The 14,026-nt window shown below is 68.4% G+C and carries 17 protein-coding genes; 8 read left to right on the top strand and 9 right to left on the bottom strand.

The genetic code is table 11. From position 1 onward, the window contains the following. The first annotated feature begins 38 nt into the window (after nucleotides 1-38). Together PFX90_RS12835 and PFX90_RS12830 are read left to right on the top strand one after the other, a co-directional pair. On the top strand, nucleotides 39-2,117 hold the full coding sequence (locus PFX90_RS12835; protein WP_285712919.1) for an NAD(+) synthase: 2,079 nt from the start codon (nucleotides 39-41) through the stop codon (nucleotides 2,115-2,117). After that, nucleotides 2,117-3,019, top strand: a complete 903-nt coding sequence (locus PFX90_RS12830) for a DMT family transporter (RefSeq protein WP_285712918.1) — start codon at nucleotides 2,117-2,119, stop codon at nucleotides 3,017-3,019. The genes PFX90_RS12835 and PFX90_RS12830 overlap by 1 nt, the downstream gene beginning before the upstream one ends. Nucleotides 3,020-3,077: 58 nt before the next feature. Here PFX90_RS12830 and PFX90_RS12825 read toward each other — a convergent pair whose 3' ends face one another. The 3 genes from PFX90_RS12825 to PFX90_RS12815 form a co-directional block, all read right to left on the bottom strand. Continuing rightward, a complete protein-coding gene (locus PFX90_RS12825) occupies nucleotides 3,078-3,500 on the bottom strand; it encodes a DoxX family protein (RefSeq protein WP_285712917.1) in 423 nt (140 codons plus the stop codon). 104 nt (nucleotides 3,501-3,604) lie between these two features. Next, nucleotides 3,605-4,201, bottom strand: a complete 597-nt coding sequence (locus PFX90_RS12820; RefSeq protein WP_285712916.1) for an FMN-dependent NADH-azoreductase — start codon at nucleotides 4,199-4,201, stop codon at nucleotides 3,605-3,607. An 86-nt stretch (nucleotides 4,202-4,287) separates the two neighbouring features. Next, entirely contained in the window at nucleotides 4,288-4,989 is a 702-nt protein-coding gene (locus tag PFX90_RS12815; protein WP_285712915.1) for a pirin family protein, read from the bottom strand. A gap of 104 nt (nucleotides 4,990-5,093) precedes the next feature. On the opposite strand from PFX90_RS12815, the gene PFX90_RS12810 reads away from it, so the two are divergent. Next, the gene (locus PFX90_RS12810; RefSeq protein WP_285712914.1) at nucleotides 5,094-5,990 is read left to right on the top strand and encodes a LysR family transcriptional regulator; all 897 of its coding nucleotides are present in this window, start codon (nucleotides 5,094-5,096) and stop codon (nucleotides 5,988-5,990) included. Here the strand turns inward: PFX90_RS12810 and PFX90_RS12805 are convergent. Then, nucleotides 5,987-6,763, bottom strand: coding sequence for a helix-turn-helix domain-containing protein (locus tag PFX90_RS12805; RefSeq protein WP_285712913.1), 777 nt, complete (start codon nucleotides 6,761-6,763; stop codon nucleotides 5,987-5,989). The genes PFX90_RS12810 and PFX90_RS12805 overlap by 4 nt on opposite strands. Nucleotides 6,764-6,843: 80 nt before the next feature. Here PFX90_RS12805 and PFX90_RS12800 point away from each other — a divergent pair, with 80 nt between their 5' ends. Beyond that, the gene (locus PFX90_RS12800) at nucleotides 6,844-7,290 is read left to right on the top strand and encodes a nuclear transport factor 2 family protein (protein WP_285712912.1); all 447 of its coding nucleotides are present in this window, start codon (nucleotides 6,844-6,846) and stop codon (nucleotides 7,288-7,290) included. A gap of 12 nt (nucleotides 7,291-7,302) precedes the next feature. On the opposite strand, the gene trhO is transcribed toward PFX90_RS12800, so the two are convergent. From trhO to PFX90_RS12780, 4 genes are all read right to left on the bottom strand, one after another. Beyond that, the gene (gene trhO / locus PFX90_RS12795) at nucleotides 7,303-8,121 is read right to left on the bottom strand and encodes an oxygen-dependent tRNA uridine(34) hydroxylase TrhO (RefSeq protein WP_285712911.1); all 819 of its coding nucleotides are present in this window, start codon (nucleotides 8,119-8,121) and stop codon (nucleotides 7,303-7,305) included. Next, nucleotides 8,102-8,383 carry a hypothetical protein gene (locus tag PFX90_RS12790; protein ID WP_285712910.1) on the bottom strand — a complete coding sequence of 94 codons (282 nt, stop codon included), beginning with the start codon at nucleotides 8,381-8,383 and terminating at the stop codon, nucleotides 8,102-8,104. The genes trhO and PFX90_RS12790 overlap by 20 nt, the downstream gene beginning before the upstream one ends. Before the next feature lie 11 nt (nucleotides 8,384-8,394). After that, a complete protein-coding gene (locus tag PFX90_RS12785) occupies nucleotides 8,395-9,471 on the bottom strand; it encodes a branched-chain amino acid aminotransferase (protein ID WP_285712908.1) in 1,077 nt (358 codons plus the stop codon). An 861-nt stretch (nucleotides 9,472-10,332) separates the two neighbouring features. After that, nucleotides 10,333-10,884: a hypothetical protein gene (locus tag PFX90_RS12780; RefSeq protein ID WP_285712907.1), complete on the bottom strand. Its 552-nt coding sequence runs from the start codon at nucleotides 10,882-10,884 to the stop codon at nucleotides 10,333-10,335. Between the two features lie 35 nt (nucleotides 10,885-10,919). Between PFX90_RS12780 and PFX90_RS12775 the strand changes: the two genes are divergently transcribed. Beyond that, the gene (locus tag PFX90_RS12775) at nucleotides 10,920-11,684 is read left to right on the top strand and encodes a TlyA family RNA methyltransferase (protein WP_285712906.1); all 765 of its coding nucleotides are present in this window, start codon (nucleotides 10,920-10,922) and stop codon (nucleotides 11,682-11,684) included. Between the two features lie 93 nt (nucleotides 11,685-11,777). Here the strand turns inward: PFX90_RS12775 and PFX90_RS12770 are convergent, their stop codons facing one another. Continuing rightward, nucleotides 11,778-11,975 (bottom strand): hypothetical protein, encoded by a 198-nt coding sequence (locus PFX90_RS12770; RefSeq protein WP_285712905.1) that lies wholly within the window; start codon nucleotides 11,973-11,975, stop codon nucleotides 11,778-11,780. Between the two features lie 335 nt (nucleotides 11,976-12,310). On the opposite strand from PFX90_RS12770, the gene PFX90_RS12765 reads away from it, so the two are divergent. The 3 genes from PFX90_RS12765 (at nucleotide 12,311) to recO (ending at nucleotide 14,014) form a co-directional block, all read left to right on the top strand. Continuing rightward, nucleotides 12,311-12,859, top strand: coding sequence for a TspO/MBR family protein (locus PFX90_RS12765; RefSeq protein ID WP_285712904.1), 549 nt, complete (start codon nucleotides 12,311-12,313; stop codon nucleotides 12,857-12,859). Nucleotides 12,860-13,149: 290 nt separating this feature from the next. Beyond that, nucleotides 13,150-13,398, top strand: a complete 249-nt coding sequence (locus PFX90_RS12760; RefSeq protein WP_285712903.1) for an accessory factor UbiK family protein — start codon at nucleotides 13,150-13,152, stop codon at nucleotides 13,396-13,398. Between the two features lie 16 nt (nucleotides 13,399-13,414). Continuing rightward, nucleotides 13,415-14,014 (top strand): DNA repair protein RecO, encoded by a 600-nt coding sequence (gene recO, locus PFX90_RS12755; RefSeq protein WP_285712901.1) that lies wholly within the window; start codon nucleotides 13,415-13,417, stop codon nucleotides 14,012-14,014. Nucleotides 14,015-14,026 lie beyond the last annotated feature (12 nt).

Raw genomic sequence — 14,026 nt, 5'->3', positions numbered from 1 at the left:
CGCGTTACAGCGCTCGCCCAGCAGGAGATGCCGCAGCGATGACCGAGGCCCACCCCTTCTTCGACATGCACGCGCACGGCTTCGTGCGCGTCGCCACCGCGACCCCGTGCAGCCGCACCGCCGATGTGCCGTTCAACACCGCGGGCGTGCTGGCCGAGGCGGAGAAGGCGCACGAAGCGCACGTCGATCTGGTGGTGTTCCCCGAGCTGACGCTGTCCTCCTACGCGATCGACGATCTGCTGCTCCAGAACGCGATTATCGAGCGGGTCGAGGCAGGGCTGGCCGAGATCGTCGCGGCCACGGCCGACCTGTCCCCGGTGCTGATCGTCGGCGCACCGCTCAAGCGCGGCGACAAGCTCTACAATTGCGCGGTGGTGATCGCCCACGGGACGATCCTCGGGGTGGTGCCCAAGAGCTTCCTGCCCAATTACCGCGAGTTCTACGAGAAGCGCCATTTCGCTCACGGGCGCGGGTGCACCGATCTGTGGATCGACGTCGCGGGGAGCGAAGTGCCCTTCGGCACCGACCTGATCTTCGCCGCCGAGAACCTCCCCGGTTTCCGCTTCGGGGTGGAGATCTGCGAGGACTTCTGGGCGCCCGTCCCGCCGGGGATGCAGGCCGCGCTCGCGGGCGCGCTGATCCTGTGCAACCTCTCGGCCTCGCCCGTCACCATCGGGCGCGCGGACGACCGCCACCTGCACGCGCGCTCCTCGGCGGCCCGCGCCATCGCCGCCTATGTCTATTCGGCGAGCGGGCACGGGGAGAGCACCACCGACCTTGCGTGGGACGGGCAGGGGATGGTCTACGAGATGGGCAGCCTGCTCGCGCAGTCCGAGCGCTTCGACCGCTCGGGCGAATTGTGCATCGTCGACATCGACACCGAAAAGCTCGCCGCCGAGCGCATGCGCAACCAGACCTTTGCGGACGCGGCAGAATTCGCGGGGCGGCCCGAGGACTCCTACCGCCGGATCGAATTCGAGCACGGCTATGCGGCGGGCGATATCGGCCTCGTCCGGCCCGTGGCGCGCTTCCCCTTCGTGCCCGACCGGCCCGAGAAGCTCGACGAGGACTGTTTCGAGGCCTTCAACATCCAGGTCGACGCGCTGATGCGGCGCATCCAGTCGACCGGGGCGAAGAGCCTCGTCATCGGCATTTCGGGCGGGCTCGATTCGACCCACGCGCTGATCGTCGCGGCCAAGGCCTGCGACCGGCTCGGCCTGCCGCGCACCACGATCCGCGGCTACACCATGCCGGGCTTCGGCACCTCGGAGGGCACCAAGTCCAACGCCCACCGGCTGATGCAGGCACTCGAAATCACCGCGGGCGAGATCGACATCCGCCCGGCGGCGCGCAAGATGCTCGAGGACATCGGCCACCCCTTCGCGAGCGGCGAGCCGGTGCATGACGTAACCTTCGAGAACGTGCAGGCGGGCCTCAGAACCGATTACCTGTTCCGCCTCGCGGGCCAGCACGGCGGCTTCGTGGTCGGCACCGGCGACCTCAGCGAGCTCGCCTTGGGCTGGTGCACCTATGGCGTGGGCGACCACATGAGCCACTACGGCGTCAATGCGGGCGTGCCCAAGACGCTGATCCAGTATCTGATCCGCTGGGTGATCCGCACGGGGCAGTTCTGCGAGGAATGCTCGGCGGTGCTCGATGGCGTGCTCGACACCGAGATCAGCCCCGAGCTGGTGCCACCGGGCGCTGACGGGCAGGTGCAATCGACCGAAAGCCTTGTGGGCCCCTACGAGCTCAACGACTTCTTCCTCCACCACATCATCCGCTTCGGCCAGCGTCCCTCCAAGGTCGCGTTTCTGGCGTGGCACGCGTGGAAGGACGCAGCGGCAGGGATGTGGCCTGCGGGCTTCCCCGAGGCGCGCAAGAACGCCTACGACCTTGCCACCATCGCGCGCTGGCTCGACAAGTTCTGTGCGCGCTTCTTCGGCTTTTCGCAGTTCAAGCGCTCGGCGCTGCCTAACGGGCCCAAGGTCTCCTCGGCGGGTGCGCTGTCCCCGCGCGGAGACTGGCGCGCGCCCTCCGATGCGGTCGCGACCGTGTGGCGCGAGGAGCTGCGTGAAGGCCTGCCGGACGAGGTGGCACGCAGCCTTACCCCCTGATGCCCAGATCGCTCCCCCTCTCCGCGCTCGGGATCATGCTGTTTTGCAACGTAGCCTGGGCAATGAATATCGTGGTCAGCAAGATCGCGGTGGCAACGCTCGACCTGCCGCCGCTGTTCTACACCGTGCTGCGCTCGGCCACGGTGGTGGCGGTGCTGCTGCCGCTGCTGCTGCGCGGGCGGCCGGACCGCCTGCCGCTGGTGCTGCTGATCGGCTTTGCCATCACCGGGGGAAGCTTCGGGCTGCAATTCATCGGGCTCCAGACCGCGAGCCCTTCGGCGGTCGGGATCGTCAACCTCTCGGGCGCGCCGCTCACGGTGCTGTTCGCGATCCTGTTCCTCGGCGAGGAGGTGCGCTGGCGGCGCGGGATCGGGATGGCGCTGGCGCTGGGCGGCGTGGGCCTCGCGATCGGCGCGCCTTCGGAAGCGGGCGATCCGGTGGGCCTCGGCTTTGCCTTTGCGGGGGTGCTGGTCGGGGCCTTCGCTTCGGTCTTCGTCAAGCGGCTCGATATCGGCGCGGCGACCCTGCAGGCCTGGGCCGGGGTCGCCTCGCTGCTCGTCATGCTGCCCGCGACGATGGCATTGGAGACCGGGCAGATCGCCGCGGTCGAGGCCGCGCCGCTGGCGGTGGCGGGCTGCGTGCTGTTTGCCGGCGTCATCGTCTCGGTCGGCGCGCATTCGGCCTATTTCATGCTGTTCCAGCGCTACGACGCGAACCTGATCGTGCCGCTGACGCTGCTCACCCCGCTGCTGACCATCGCCTTCGGGACATGGCTGACGGGGGACACGATCCACTGGCCGCTGATCGTGGGCGGAGCGATGGCGCTGACGGGGGTGGCGATCATCGTCATCCGCCCGAGCCGGACGGTCTTCAAGTCCTGGCTGGCGCGGCCCAAGGTGTGACGCGAGAAGGGCCGGAGCGCCTGCGACGCCCCGGCCCTTCGTGCGAGGTTCCGATCCTTCAGCCGCGGTCGAGCGACAGGCGGCCTGGCCCGAAAGCGGCCAGCTGGAACATGCCGCCCGCGATCGCGAGGTTCTTGAGGAAGCTCGTGAACTGCATCTGGTCGGCGAAGTCGGCGTGGAAGATCGCCGCGGCAAGGATGCTGAACAGGCCAAGCGCGATCGCGGCGGCGCGGGTGCGGTAGCCCGCGATCAGCAGGCCTGCGCCCACCACTTCCAAGGCGATGGTGGCGTAGGTGAGGCCGGTCGCGAAGGGCAGGCCGACGCTGGCGATGTAGCCGGCGGTGCCGCCGATCGCGGCCAGCTTGCCGAGCCCGGCGAGCAGGAACAGGGCGGCGAGCAACAGGCGGGCGCCGAGCGCGACGGCGTCCTGCGTCGAGGTGGCGGCAGCGGATTGGGGCAAGGGGGCAGCGATGTCATTCATGGCGGTTCTCCTGAGGAGGAAAGTTGCAGGCAGGGGAGGAGGAAGGGGTGGGCGGGAGACGGTGCGACCCTCGTCGGCCGCCCCCCGCCCCTATGTGTCGCCGGTCAGGCGGCGAGCTTCAGCGCGGCGTCCTTGGCAGCGGCGATCTTCGCCTCGCCATCCGCGCCCATGATCCCGTCGGCCGCGACGATCTCCACGGCGGTGATCCCGATGAAGCCGAGGAAGAAGGTCAGCCAGCGGCTCATGAAGTCGAACTCCGCGCCCACAGGCGTGCCGCCGGTGGCGATGGCGAGGTAGGCCTTCTTGCCCTTGAGCAGGCCCTCGGGGCCGTTGGCGGTGTAGCGGAAGGTCGTTCCTGCGCGCGCGACCAGATCGGCCCAGGCCTTGAGCGTGGCGGGCGGGCCGAAATTGTAGACCGGGCTGGCGATCACGATGGTGTCGGCGGCCTGCAATTCGGCGATCAGCGTGTCGGCGATGGCGGCGAGTTCGGCCTGCTCCGGGGTGCGATCGGCGGCGGGGGTGAGGTTCGCGGCAAAGCGCTCGCCGCTCACGAAGGGCAGGTCATTGGCGGCGAGGTCACGGGTGGTGGTGCTCGCGCCGGTCTTGGCGGCGAGGCCATCGACAATGCTCTGGCCGAGCTGGCGCGAGACGCTCTCGGCGTCCGAACGGATGCTGGCGGTGATGAAGAGGATGTTGCTCATGTCGGAAAACTCCTTTGCTTGGGAGAGGGGGTGGAGCCGGCCGGCGTGGGGGGAGAGGGGGGAAGAGCCGGCCGGCTCCGGGGGGCTTACGCCGCGTCGACCAGCACGACCTCGCTGTCTTCCACAGCCGTGACCGTCACCGATTCCTGCCCGGTGATGGCGACGCCGTCGCGGGCATTGGCTTCGACCGTCTCGATCCGCACCTTGCCGGTGGCAGGCACGAGGTAGAGGTGGCGGTCGACCGAGCGGGGCGTGTAGGTCACGCTCTCGCCTGCCTTGATGGTCGCGCCCAGCACCCGCGCATCGGCGCGGATGGGGAGCGCGTCGTCATCATTCGCCACGCCGCTTGCGAGCGGGACAAAGGCACCCGCACGGTCGTCCTTGGGGAACTGGCGCGCGCCCCAGCTCGGCTGGCCGCCGCGGGCATCGGGGATGATCCAGATCTGGAAGATCCGGGTCTCCTCGTCCTCGAGGTTGTATTCCGAGTGGGTGACACCGCTCCCGGCGCTCATCACCTGGACGTCGCCCGCTTCGGTGCGGCCTTCGTTGCCCATCGAATCGCGGTGCGTGATTGCGCCTGCACGGACATAGGTGATGATCTCCATGTCGCTGTGCGGATGCGGCGGGAAGCCAGACTTGGACGCGATCGCGTCGTCGTTCCACACGCGCAGGGCACCCCAATGGACGCGGGCCGGATCATGATAGCCTGCGAAGCTGAAGTGGTGGTGCGCATCGAGCCAGCCGTGGTTGGCGGCACCGAGCGTGTTGAAGGGCCTGAGTTCGATCATGGCGTGTCTCCTTGTTTCGTTGAGGCGGAGATAGGCCGGTTATGCTGTGCAGATAAGTGCGATAAAACTTGCCAAGATGTTCGGATTATCCGAACAAGCGCGCCATGAAACTCGGCGAACCCACCCTTGACCAGTTGCGGCTCTTCATCGCGGTGGCCGAGCATGGCAGCTTCGGCGGCGCGGCCAAGGCGACGGGCCGGGCGGTCTCGGCGGTCTCTTACGGCATCGCGCAGCTGGAGGCACAGCTCGCGCTCAGCCTGTTCGACCGCGAGGGATCGCGCCGCCCGGTGCTGACGCAGGCGGGCGAGGGGCTGCTGGCCGAGGCGCGCAGCGTCGCCGACCGGGCCGACGCGCTGCTGGCGAAAGCCCGCTCGCTCCACGCGGGGCAGGAGCCGTCGCTGACGCTGGTGGTCGACGTGATGGTGCCGGGCGATGTCACCGCCCATGTGCTCGGCGAGTTCCGGCGGATGTTCCCGACCTGCGCGCTGACGCTCAGGATCGAGGCGCTCGGCGCAGTCGCGGCCTGCGTGATCGAGGGCGGGTCGGATCTTGCGATCGGCGGCCCGGTGATCGGCGACAACCCCGCGCTCGAAAAGCAGGCCGTGGGCGAGATCGACCTCGTCCCTGTCGCCGCGCCCTCGCACCCGCTGGCCCGCCCCGGCATCGCGCCGGGCGAGAGCCGCCGTCACCTGCAGCTGGTGCTGACCGACCGCTCGCCGCTGACCGAGGGCCGCGAGTTCTCGGTGCTGAGCCCGCTCACCTGGCGGCTGGGGGATCTGGGCGCGAAGCACTCGCTGCTCAAGGAGGGGCTCGGCTGGGGCAACATGCCGCGCTCGATGGTGGCGGGCGATCTGGCGGCGGGAACGCTGGTCGAGCTCGACCTGCCCGAGAAGCCCGGCGCGCAATATCGCCTCTCCGCCCTGTGGCGGCGCGACACGCGGCTCGGCCCGGCGGCGAGTTGGCTGGTCGATGCCTTCAAGGAAGGGCTGGCGGGCGCCTAGCCGGCCAGCTCCGCCAGCAGCTGCTCGCTCCCGGCATCGGCAGGAAGGAAGGTCTCGAGCCGCAGCCCGTCGAGCTCGTATTCGCCGGGCGAGGCGAGGTGCGAGATGACCGAGATCACCGACAGCGTCTCCGCTCCCAGCCGATAACGCTCGATGAGGACCGGCGGCGCGGCAAGTTGCGCGCGCGCCGTCAGCGCCTGCACCGCCGGGTAGCGCTCGATCCGGCGCAGCACCGGGGCGAGCATACGGTCCTGCGCCGCCTCGATCCGCAGCCGCCGCAGGGTTTCGGGAATCACCTCGTCCGGGTTCGCCAGCCAGCGCCCGAGCCCGGCCGGGTGGAACACAAGATCGTAGATGTTGGGACCGTCCGCCGGCGCGGTCGCCGCCCACAGGTCCTCGCCCGGCGCGGCGAGATCCAGCAGCCGCCCGAGCGCGCGATTGGCGGCCAGCAGCGTCCCGTCCGGGCGGAAGGCATAGGCGGGCCAGGGTGACAGGCGCTCGGCGAGCAGTGACACCAGCGCAGGGTCGGGCGCGTCGGGCGTTTGCGCCCCGGAAGGCGGATGCGGGGCAAGCGCATCAACCAGCGCACGCTGCTCCCAGCCCCGCAACGCGAGCGCGGCGATCAGCGCGGCAAGGCTGCGCTGCCCCGGCTGCGCCCGTCCGGTCTCGAGAAAGCTGACATGGCGCTGCGAGAGCCCCGCCGCATCGGCAAGGGCTTCCTGTGAGAGGCCGCGGCTGCGGCGAAGGCGGGCAAGGGCGGGTCCGAAGGCCATCGGGCGACGAATATGACTTCAAGGTAATTGAGTCCATTACCTTCTGCGACGATCATTCGCTCACCAGCAAGGAGAGAGACATGATCGACCTGTGGCGCCGCTGGACGGCAGCCTTCGACACCGCCGTTGCGACGGGCGACTGGGACGCGCTTCGCCCGCTCATCGCCGAGGATGCGACCTACACCGTCTCGGGCGTGCCCTTCGCCTGCCATCTCGTCGGCGCCGATGCGGTGCTGGGGGGCTTCCGCCGCTCGATCGCGGGCTTTGACCGGCATTTCGATCAGCGGTGGTGGTTCGGCGTTGGCGCGCGCGAATTCGGACCCGATGTGGTCACCGCGCGGGCGATGGGGGTCTACCGGCTCGGCGACAGGCCGCTGCTGCATTTCTCCGCCCCGAGCCTGTGGCGCTTTCGCGAGGGGAAGGTGGCAATGATGCAGGACTGCTACGACCTCGCCGAGGCCGATGTGCAGGCCGCGCTGGCGTGGCTGGCCGAGCACGCGCCGGAGCTCGATGCGAGCTACGCCTGAGGCGAGCCTGCGTCAGGCGTCAGGCCCGCACACCGGGCAGGCCTCGCCCGCGGGGTAGGGCCGCCCGCAAGGCTGGCAGCGCGTGTGGCTGCCCTGCGCCAGGCCGTGGCCGAGGCTGACGCGCTCGTCGAAGACGAAGCACTCGCCTTGCCAGAGGCTTTGTTCCTCAGGCACTTGCTCGAGATATTTGAGAATGCCTCCACGCAGGTGATAGACCTCGTCGATCCCCTCGGCGCGCAGGAAGGCGGTCGATTTCTCGCAGCGGATGCCCCCGGTGCAGAACATCGCGACCTTCTTCTTGCCTTCGAGCAGCGCGTCGCGGTTGTCGCGGAACCAGTCGGGGAAGTCGCGGAAGGAGGGCGTGGCGGGGTCGACCGCGCCGGCGAAGGTGCCGATGGCGACCTCGTAATCGTTGCGGGTGTCGATCACGAGGCAATCGGGATCGGCGATCAGCGCGTTCCAGTCCTGCGCATCGACATAGGTGCCGACGCTCAGCAGCGGGTCGATATCGGGCTCGCCCATTGTGACGATCTCGCGTTTGACCCGCACCTTCAGCTTGCCGAAGGGCATGGTGGGCGCCTCGGAGAACTTCACGTCGACGCCAGCGCACCCCGGCAGCGCGCGGATGTGGGCGAGGACCACCTCCAGCCCCTCAGGAGCGCCCGCAATCGTCCCGTTGATCCCCTCGCGCGCCAGCAGCAGGGTGCCCTTGATGCCCTGCACCTCGCAGGCGGCAAGAAGCGGGCCTTGCAGGGCGTGGGGATCGTCGAACTTCGTGAACTGGTAGAGCGCCGCAACTGCGACGCCCTGATCATCCCTTGCGGCAGGCATAGGTCCCGCTCATCGCGATCACCGGCTTTCCGCCCTCGATGGCGATGCCGGTGACGACCGGTTCGCCGACCGCGACCGGTGCGCCCTTGTCGCCGCAGACCTCCCTGGCCTTCGCCAGCAGCAGGCCCTCGCCCTGCGGGAAGGGGTTGGCGGGGTCCTTGGCCGCGAAGGACAGCGAAATCTCGAAGCTGCCGTCGTTCTTCCAGATAATCGCAATGCTCTGTTCGAGCATGACGAGGGCGGCGAGGGTCAGTGCAAGCATCGTTGTTCCTCCTAGACCCGCATCACCCAGCCGTGGGTATCGGCGATGCGGCCGGTCTGGATGCCGACCAGCTGTTCGCGCAGGGCCGCGGTGGTCTGGCCGATGCCGCCTGCGCCGATGGTGAATGCGCCGTCATGCCCGGCGACCTTGCCGACCGCCGTGACGACCGCCGCGGTGCCGCAGGCCATGACTTCGACGAGGTGGCCGCTGGCCGCATCGGCGCGCCACTGGTCGATCGAATAGGGGGCTTCCGAGACTATGAGGCCCTGCTCGGTCAGCAGCGCGATCAGACTGTCGCGGGTGATGCCGGGGAGGATCGTGCCGGTCAGCGGCGGGGTGATGACGGTGCCGTCGGCGAAGACGAAGAACAGGTTCATGCCGCCCAGTTCCTCGACCCATTTGTGCTCGGCCGCGTCGAGGAACAGCACTTGGTCATGGCCCTGGGCGAAGGCCTGTCCTGTGGGGACGAGGCTGGCGGCATAGTTCCCCCCGCACTTCGCCGCGCCCGTCCCGCCGGGGGCGGCGCGGGTGTAGTCGGAGATCCAGATGCTCACCGCCTTTGCGCCCGATTTGAAATAGTTGCCGGCCGGACTTGCGATGACGATGAACTTGTATTTCTTCGCAGGCCGCACGCCGAGGAAGGCCTCGGTCGCGATCATGAAGGGTCTGAGGTAAAGCGAGCCGCCTTCGACCGCCGGATACCAGTTGCCATCGACCTCAAGCAGCGCGCGGATCGCGCCGATGAAGGTCTCCTCCGGCAGCGCGGGCATAGCGAGCCGCTCCGCCGAAGCGTTGAAGCGTGCGGCGTTGGCCTCGGGCCGGAACAGGCCGAGCGCGCCGTCGGGGTGGCGATAGGCCTTGAGGCCCTCGAAGATCTCCTGCGCGTAGTGCAGGACGCTCGCCGCCGGATCGAGCGGGATCGCCTCGCGCGGGCCCAGCACCGGGGTCTGCCAGCCGCCCAGCGCCTCGTCATAGTCGATGACGACCATGTGATCGGTGAACACCGTGCCGAAGCCCGGATCGGCGATCAGGCTCTCGCGGGAGGCGTCGGGCGTGGGGGCGGGGTGGGGCAGGCGCGTGAGTTGCATCGGACGCGCGTAATACTGTGGGGGGCGAAGGGCAAGCATCTGCGCGTCCCTCCCCGTCCCGACAGGGATGGGGAGGTGGCAGCGCTGCCAAGCGCTGACGGAGGGGTATGGCGGTCAAGGAAGAACCCCTCCGTCAGCCCTGCGGGCTGCCACCTCCCCATTCGCAGGGCGAACGGGGAGGGACTCCACAGTCGCCAGCCCGCGATAGATGCGCTGGCTCGGTCGCTCAGCGACCGCGAGCGCACGGCGCGAGCCGCAGGCGCTCCGTAGCGCAGCGAAGGAAACAGCGCCGAGGACGAACCTGCGGAGGCAGGTTCGAAAAACAAATATGAAAAGGGCGTTTCCTGCCCGTCGGAGGAAACGCCCTTGACATGGTCAGCGGCCGGAAGTGCCGCTCACGGTGCCTTACTCAGAAGGATGATTACCGAGTATGCTCCGTAGGGATCTTCACCGACCTCGCTACTGAACCATGAGACATCGGATCACCTCCTTTCGCGCTTGTGAGCCAGACCCCGCGTTTCACCGGGGGCCGAGAGCCGCGTTCGCCGCTGGCCTCGGGTGCAATGTGAGTCATTGCGCAGGGCTGCACAAGACTTGAAATAATCTTTTCCGGCGTCATACTCACGCCTCGCCGCACGACGGATGCGGACTGGCCGCCCGGGGGAGACCCCGGGCGTTTTTCGTTTCCGTCGCGGGTGTGGACAGGCTGGGGGCAAGCCTGTGGATATTAATGTATGGAATCGGTTTCCGCTTCGTCATTGCGAGCCGCAGGCGAAGCAATCCATCGACGGATCTTTCGCCAGCGAGCAGCGGCTGTCCATAGATTGCTTCGTCGCCTATGGCTCCTCGCAACGACGAAGCTTAGCGACAATCCTCGATCACCCGGCTGACCTCGGCATAGCTGGGGAGATAGAGCGTTGGCAGGCCGTCCACTTCCACCGCAAAACGCCCCTTGCTGAGCGCCATGGCATCGAGCAGCGGGTCGCGTGCGGACAGTTCCGCCGCAAGATAGGGAACGGGGTCTGGCGCCTTCTTTGCCGTCAGGGTTCTGGTCGAAGTCTCGGTCCGGATGGTCATGGCCGAGCTAGGCTGCATCACCGCCATTTGCGTCAGGCTGATGCGGCCGTTCGGTCGGTCGCAAGATATCACGAACCTGCCCTCGCCATCCGGCGACATGAAGACAGCCGGAGGGCTGCTCATGTAACCCTGATAGACCCACGTACCCGGCGTCAGTGGAGCGTCCATCCAGTGCATATCGACCGGAGCGGGCAGCGGGGCGGGACGGGCGGGCGCAGACGCCACAGACGGACGCGGCGCAGGCCTGGCGGCGGTCGCGACCGGCGGCGCCTTGGCGGCAGGCGCGCAGGCGGCCAGAGCGAGCGTCAGGGCGAGGAGCGGAAGTCCGGCTTTCATCCCCGCATCTTGCGCGCTAGGGCCTCCTCTTGTCCATGCCTGACCACCAACCCCGTCCCCCGAAAGCGCAAAAGCGCCGTGTCGATCAGCTGCTGGTCGAGCGCGGGCTCGCCGAAAGCCGTGCGCGGGCGCAGGCGCTGGTGATGGCGGGGCTGGTGTTTGCGGGCGAGGTCAAGATCGACAAGCCGGGGCACCAGCTGCCTGAGGACGCCGCGCTCGAGGTGCGCGGGCGCGATCATCCCTGGGTTAGCCGGGGCGGGATCAAGCTCGCCCATGCGATCGAACACTTCGGGCTCGATCCGGCAGGGGCGACGGCGATGGATATCGGCTCCTCCACCGGCGGCTTCACTGACGTGTTGCTGACCCACTGCGCCGCCCACGTGTTCTGCGTCGACAGCGGCACCAATCAGCTCGCCTGGAAACTGCGCGAGGACCCGCGCGTGACCGTGCTCGAACAACTCTCCGCCCGCCTGCTGACGCCCGCGCATATCGACCGCCCGTGCAACTGGGTGGTGTGCGACGCGAGTTTCATCAGCCTCGCGAAGGTGCTGGAGGTGCCGCTGCAACTCGCGGCCACCCCGTGCCAGCTGGTCGCCCTGATCAAGCCGCAGTTCGAGGTCGGGCGCGAGGAGGTCGGGAAGGGCGGGGTGGTGCGCGATCCCGCGCTGCACCAGCGCGTGTGCGAGGAGGTGCGCGGCTGGGTCGAGGGGCTCGGCTGGCACGTGCAGGGGATCGCGACCAGCCCGATCACCGGGCCGCAGGGCAATGTCGAATTCCTGATTGCGGCGACGCGGGGCTAGGGCAAAAAAAAAGACCGGCAGCAACCGCAGTTGCTACCGGCCTTTCAATTCCGTTCCCCGATCCGAAGATCAGGGCCGAAAAGCCCTTAAGGCTTACTCGGCCGGGGTTTCGGCAGCCATCGGCTCAGCGGCCGGGGTTTCGGCAGCCATGGCGTCGCCGGTTTCGGCAGCCATCGGCTCTTCGGCCACGGCGGTGGTGTCGGCTTCGGTCGCGGCTTCTTCAGCGGGCTTCGAGCAAGCGGCGGTGGCGAGAGCGAGGCCGGCGACGGCGACGAGAGCGATCTTCTTCATGGTCATTTCCCCTATGGGTCCGGCTAGGCCGGGAATGAGCAAAAGCGCGATTTGTGTTACATCCGGCCGCTACTGCGCTTCGAATCACGGCAGGAATGTGGCAGCATCTAGCAGAGGTTTTTGCAGACCCCAAAGCGTTTCGTGCACCTCTGCCCAATTTTCACCACATTTTTCGCAATTCCCGAGGTGGGCCCCCGGCACCGTGCCTCATCGCGGGGCAAGTGATGGCGGAGTTCTTGCTGGCCTATCGCTGCGCTACTTGAGGCCGGATGTTGGCGCGGCCGCGATGCTCTGGTATCGCCGCGCTCCCCGGCCGGCCAATGAGTGGAAAACCGATGAACGTCCTTGCTTCCCCCGCCCAGCTGCGCGCGAGCTTCCTGCGCTGGGCGCTGTTCATAGTGCCGCTGGTGCTGCTGGTGGGGTTTGTCGCGAGCCAGTTCGGCGGGCCCGACACGGCGTGGTTTGCCGGGCTGGTGAAGCCCGCGATCTATCCGCCGCCGGTCACCTTCGGGATCGTGTGGACCACGCTGTTCGTGCTGATCGGCCTCGCGCTGGCACTGGTCGCGAGCGCCTGGGGCGCGGCGGGACGGGGCCTCGCGCTGGTGGTGTTCGGGGTGCATTTCCTCGTGACGCAAAGCTGGAGCGCGGTGTTTTTCGGGATGCAGGAGATGCAGATCGCGCTGGGCGTGATCGGCTTCGGCATCGCGAGCTTGGCTGTCGCGCTCGCGCTGATCCTGCGAGTGCGGCGCGTGGCGGCGCTGCTGCTGCTCCCCTATCTGGCGTGGCTGTGCTTCGCGGCGGCGCTCAACTACCAGTTCATCGCCGAGAACCCCGACGGCGGCCAACGCGGCATCGACGGCGCAGCCACCAAGGTCGAGTTCTGAGGCGCCGAGCCTGACGACCTATCGTGTGGCAGTGAACGGACGGCGCAGCACGTCCGCAAGGCCGAACGGCCGCCCGCAGCGACGCGCCCGAAGGGCGGGAGAGCGAGGATTTCGCAGCTCGGATGGGCTGCGGAACAAAAAACCTCGCGGCGCAGCACGTCCGCAAGGCCGAACGGCCGCCCGCAGCGACGCGCCCGAAGGGCGTGAGAGCGAGGATTTCGCAGCCCGGACGGGCTGCGGAACACAAAGACTCGCTTGCACAACCGTGCAAGCCTCCCCAAAAAGCAAATATGCAAAGCCAGAACCCGATCATCGCCGACCTCGTCAAGCTTGCCAACAGCGCGGCGGGGACCATGGCGGGCATGACCCGCGAAGCCCGCGAAAGCGCGCGCGAACGGATGCGCGAAGCCTTTGGCGGGATCGATTTCGTCTCCCGCGAGGAGTTCGAGACGGTCAAGGCCATGGCCCAGAAGGCGCGCGAACAGGCCGACGCGCTGGAAGCGCGGCTCGCGGCGCTGGAAGCCAAGTCCAAGAAGTAAGCAAGGGCGCGCGGGCATGACCTCGCGCAGCCCGGCGATCGTGCTCGCGTCCCGGCCGCAGGGCGAGACCGGAGCGATGGTGCGCGTGCTGACTGCGCGCGGCGGCCTTGTCGCGGCCTATGTCGCGGGCGGGCGCGGGCGGCAGATGCGCGCGGTGATGGTGCCGGGCAACCGCGTCGCGGCGGAGTTCACCACCCGGCCCGGCAGCCAGCTTCCCTTCGCAAGGCTCGAGCTCGAGCATTCGCGCGCCGCGCTCATCACCGAGCCGCTGCCGGCTGCCGCGATGCAATGGGCCTGCGCGCTGACCGCGAGCGTGCTGCCCGAGCGCCAGCCTTACCCGAGCCTCCACGCGGCGCTCGATGCGCTGCTCGAGGCGATCGCGATGGCCCCCTCGGCGCGCGGTTGGGTGAGCGGGCTGATCGCCTACGAGACGCTGCTCTTGTCCGAACTGGGCTATGGCGGCACGGCCCCACCCGAAGCGCCCGATTGGCCCGCGCAGCTTGCCCAGCTCGCGATCCTCGAGCGCCGCATCGCGCACTACCTGCTTGCAGGGGCCAAGAGCGATGTTATGGGCGCGCGAAAGCTGCTGACCGAGCGGCTGATGCGGATCGGGTGAGAAAGCCACAGA

The sequence above is a fragment of the Erythrobacter oryzae genome, from assembly GCF_030271515.1.
In the GTDB taxonomy this organism is placed as follows: Bacteria; Pseudomonadota; Alphaproteobacteria; order Sphingomonadales; family Sphingomonadaceae; genus Erythrobacter; species Erythrobacter oryzae.
Note: the sequence above shows the minus strand (reverse complement) of the source record. Positions and strands in the feature narration are given on the sequence as shown.

Coding starts and splice junctions, on each gene's coding strand:
- PFX90_RS12835 (WP_285712919.1), top strand. CDS start 39: ATGACCGAGGCCCACCCCTTCTTCGACATGCACGCGCACGGCTTCGTG.
- PFX90_RS12830 (WP_285712918.1), top strand. CDS start 2,117: ATGCCCAGATCGCTCCCCCTCTCCGCGCTCGGGATCATGCTGTTTTGC.
- PFX90_RS12825 (WP_285712917.1), bottom strand. CDS start 3,500: ATGAATGACATCGCTGCCCCCTTGCCCCAATCCGCTGCCGCCACCTCG.
- PFX90_RS12820 (WP_285712916.1), bottom strand. CDS start 4,201: ATGAGCAACATCCTCTTCATCACCGCCAGCATCCGTTCGGACGCCGAG.
- PFX90_RS12815 (WP_285712915.1), bottom strand. CDS start 4,989: ATGATCGAACTCAGGCCCTTCAACACGCTCGGTGCCGCCAACCACGGC.
- PFX90_RS12810 (WP_285712914.1), top strand. CDS start 5,094: ATGAAACTCGGCGAACCCACCCTTGACCAGTTGCGGCTCTTCATCGCG.
- PFX90_RS12805 (WP_285712913.1), bottom strand. CDS start 6,763: ATGGCCTTCGGACCCGCCCTTGCCCGCCTTCGCCGCAGCCGCGGCCTC.
- PFX90_RS12800 (WP_285712912.1), top strand. CDS start 6,844: ATGATCGACCTGTGGCGCCGCTGGACGGCAGCCTTCGACACCGCCGTT.
- trhO (WP_285712911.1), bottom strand. CDS start 8,121: ATGCCTGCCGCAAGGGATGATCAGGGCGTCGCAGTTGCGGCGCTCTAC.
- PFX90_RS12790 (WP_285712910.1), bottom strand. CDS start 8,383: ATGCTTGCACTGACCCTCGCCGCCCTCGTCATGCTCGAACAGAGCATT.
- PFX90_RS12785 (WP_285712908.1), bottom strand. CDS start 9,471: ATGCAACTCACGCGCCTGCCCCACCCCGCCCCCACGCCCGACGCCTCC.
- PFX90_RS12780 (WP_285712907.1), bottom strand. CDS start 10,884: ATGAAAGCCGGACTTCCGCTCCTCGCCCTGACGCTCGCTCTGGCCGCC.
- PFX90_RS12775 (WP_285712906.1), top strand. CDS start 10,920: ATGCCTGACCACCAACCCCGTCCCCCGAAAGCGCAAAAGCGCCGTGTC.
- PFX90_RS12770 (WP_285712905.1), bottom strand. CDS start 11,975: ATGAAGAAGATCGCTCTCGTCGCCGTCGCCGGCCTCGCTCTCGCCACC.
- PFX90_RS12765 (WP_285712904.1), top strand. CDS start 12,311: ATGAACGTCCTTGCTTCCCCCGCCCAGCTGCGCGCGAGCTTCCTGCGC.
- PFX90_RS12760 (WP_285712903.1), top strand. CDS start 13,150: ATGCAAAGCCAGAACCCGATCATCGCCGACCTCGTCAAGCTTGCCAAC.
- recO (WP_285712901.1), top strand. CDS start 13,415: ATGACCTCGCGCAGCCCGGCGATCGTGCTCGCGTCCCGGCCGCAGGGC.